At 68.0% G+C, this 2,904-nt stretch carries 3 protein-coding genes; all 3 read left to right on the top strand.

The window, feature by feature from the left end; all coding sequences use genetic code 11:
* Window positions 1-635 (top strand): RHS repeat-associated core domain-containing protein (locus AB1673_17545; protein ID MEW6155761.1); only part of this gene is annotated, 635 nt, incomplete at its 5' end.
* Between the two features lie 490 nt (window positions 636-1,125).
* Window positions 1,126-2,436 (top strand): RHS repeat-associated core domain-containing protein, encoded by a 1,311-nt coding sequence (locus AB1673_17540; protein MEW6155760.1) that lies wholly within the window; start codon window positions 1,126-1,128, stop codon window positions 2,434-2,436.
* A 279-nt stretch (window positions 2,437-2,715) separates the two neighbouring features.
* The coding region (locus AB1673_17535) for a hypothetical protein (protein ID MEW6155759.1) at window positions 2,716-2,904 on the top strand (189 nt) is incomplete at its 3' end.

Genomic DNA, 2,904 nt, shown 5'->3' with positions numbered 1-2,904 from the left:
ACGGCCCCTACGGCGAGCTGGCCACCTCCACCGGCACCGCCACCACCCCCCTGCGCTTCGCCGGCGAGTACACCGACGCCGAGACCGGCTTCGTCTACCTCCGGGCCCGCTACTACGACCCGGCCACGGGCCAGTTCCTCACCAGAGACCCCCTGGTGGACCTTACGCGGGAGCCGTACTCATACGTACGGGGCAACCCCCTGAACGCGACCGACCCGCTCGGTCTCTTCTGCGTGGGCTCGATCTGCACCCCGAAGGGCATCGGCGGTGCTCTCGGGGGCGCCTGGGATGCGACGGCTGGGAAAGCTGTGACCTTTGTTGACAACCATCGGGACGCCTTCTCTACCGGGTTAGCGCTCGTAGGCGGAATCGCATGCGGCGTCGCAGCTGGTGCCGCAACTGGTGGTCTTGCAGCGCCCGCATGCTATTCGCTGACGGTTGCCGCCCTCGGTCTCTCGGCACGCGACTCGTACGTCGACAACGACCCAGCTGGGTTCCTGATCGATGTCGGGCTCTCGCTCGTTCCCTTCGCTGGAGGTGCCGACGAGTTGCTCGTCGGTATCCTGAGCGCCGGGTCTGGCGCTCTCGGCGCACTCCTCAACTTCATTGAAGCGATCGGCGGGAACGCGTGCTGATGAAGCGCCTGGTGCCATCTCCCGTCGCCCGCTTGCTCATCGCGACCCCAGCTGTTGCCCTCCTGGTCGGTCCCAGTATTGTGATGGTGGCGGGCTCAGGCCCGTCGCCCGGCTATCTGATGCTGGCGGGAGTGGGTACAGGCTGGCTGGCTCGGTGCCTGATGTTGGATGTTCGCTGGAATGATGATTGTGTACAAGTGAGAACCTACCTGCGGGTCCATTCGCTTCGTTGGCAAGAGGTCGAGGATATCGCCGTCGGGCACACTACGAGTATTGCCGTACGGGGAGTCCCCTTTGCGGTGCCCAAGCTCCTCCTATCCGAGTCCCGCGAGGTAAAGGTGATCGGCCTCCTAGGAGTGTCGCGACGCGATATGAACCAGTTCGTCGACGAAGTTACAAGACTGACCGCCGGGCGCGCTGCGGGGGTTGGGCACTTCCAGTCCTACTCGCCGTGGTGTAAGCCGAGCGCGCTTAGCACCCACCGGCGGTGATGCTGGAGCGTTTCAGCGTTTCCCCCGCTTTGGAGCGCACCTCCCCGGCCCTGTGCTCCGACGGCGCCGCCTGGGGCCACAACGGCTTCGGCCAGGTGGGCGACGGCTCCACCACCGACCGCCACGCCCCCGTGGCCGTGGGCCTGGCCTCGGTGTCGGCGGTGTCGGCCGGGGGCTTCGGCTCGCTCGCGGCCCGCACCGACGCCACGGTTTCCACCTGGGGCTACAACGCCTACGGCCAGCTCGGCCACGCCACCACGGCCGACGCCCACGCCCCCACCGCCGCCCCCGCCCTGGCCGGGGCCACCTCGGCCGGGCCGGTCCACTCGCTACAGGTCCTGGCCGACGGCAGTGCCCGGGCCTGGGGCTTCGGGGCCACCGGGGCGCTGGGCGAGGGCACCACCGACAGCCACCCCACCCCGGTGGCGGTGGACGGCTTGGCTGCCCCCGGGACCGCCCTGGCCACCTACGCCTACCGGGGCGACGGCCTGCGCACCTCCAAGACGGTGGCCGGCCAGACGAGGCCCTTCTCCTGGGACGAGTCCGGCCCCGTCCCCCTCGTGCTCTCCGACGGCGCCCTGCGCTTCGTCTACGGCCCCGGGGGCCGCCCCCTCTACCAGCTCGACGCCGCCAACGTGCCCACCTACCTGCACCAGGACCAGCTCGGCTACACCCGCCAGCTCACCTCGGCCACCGGCGAGGTGGTGGCCACCTTCACCTACGGCCCCTACGGCGAACTGTCCTCGGCCACCGGGACCGCCACCACCCCGCTGCGCTTCGCCGGCGAGTACACCGACGCCGAGACCGGCTTCGTCTACCTACAGGCGAGGTACTACGACCCCGCCACCGGCCAGTTCCTCACCCGTGACCCGCTGGTGGCCATGACGGGCGAGCCCTACCTGTACGCCGGGGGCAACCCGCTCAACTACACGGACCCGTTGGGGCTTATTCGGCTCCGCAATCCGCTCAGGTGGAACCCACTACCGGACATCACCCGGGCGGCGAGGGACCTCGCTCATCGGGCAACGACGGCCGTTGGCGACTTCGTGTCAAGTCCTTTCAACATCGCTTGGACGGCCGCCGGGTTCTTCATCGTTAGACCACTCGCTGTCGCGGCCCTCGCTGCTGTAGGAATCACAACTGGACCCGCGCTCCTCATCGGGGTTGGAGTCGCGACGGTCACATGGTTCGTTGCCGGGCGCATCGTCAAGCGCCTGTTGCCGCCGACAAGGGAGGTTGTGGACGCCGCTGCGGCCGGCCGGCTGATCAGCAACGGCGTTCTGGACGAATGCGAGAACCAGTGGATATGACCTCAGACAGTCGATCCCTCTCTAGATGGTCGTTCGTGTTGCTCGCTGTCCCGCTTGTGATGGCTGGTCTAGCATCACAAGTTCTCAGCGGCCCAGCGCTGCTAGCTTGCCTGATACTGGCCCTCGCCGGATTCGTGGGCACGGCGTTGCTCACCCTGCTCATGCGAAGGATGAAGTGGCCCAAAGACGCCCGTGGGACCGCAACAGTGGTCTACCTTGTTGGCGCCCTTCTCCTGTCGACTCTCAGTGATGCAGTAATGGTGGGAGTCGTGTGGACAAGTGTTGGCGCCATGGGCGGTGCCCTGCTCATCTCTCGTGCAGCGAACTAGCTCTACCACCTCCCGCCACGCCCCCGTGGCCGTGGGCCTGGCCTCGGTCTCGGCGGTGTCGGCCGGGGGCTTCGGCTCGCTCGCGGCCCGCACCGACGCCACCGTGGCCACCTGGGGCTACAACGCCTACGGCCAGCTC

The organism is Actinomycetota bacterium, from assembly GCA_040754375.1.
Taxonomy (GTDB): domain Bacteria; phylum Actinomycetota; class Acidimicrobiia; order Acidimicrobiales; family AC-14; genus JBFMCT01.
The sequence above is the reverse complement of the archived record's forward strand: the minus strand, read 5'-3'. Positions and strand labels throughout refer to the sequence as shown.

Coding starts and splice junctions, on each gene's coding strand:
- AB1673_17540 (MEW6155760.1), top strand. CDS start 1,126: ATGCTGGAGCGTTTCAGCGTTTCCCCCGCTTTGGAGCGCACCTCCCCG.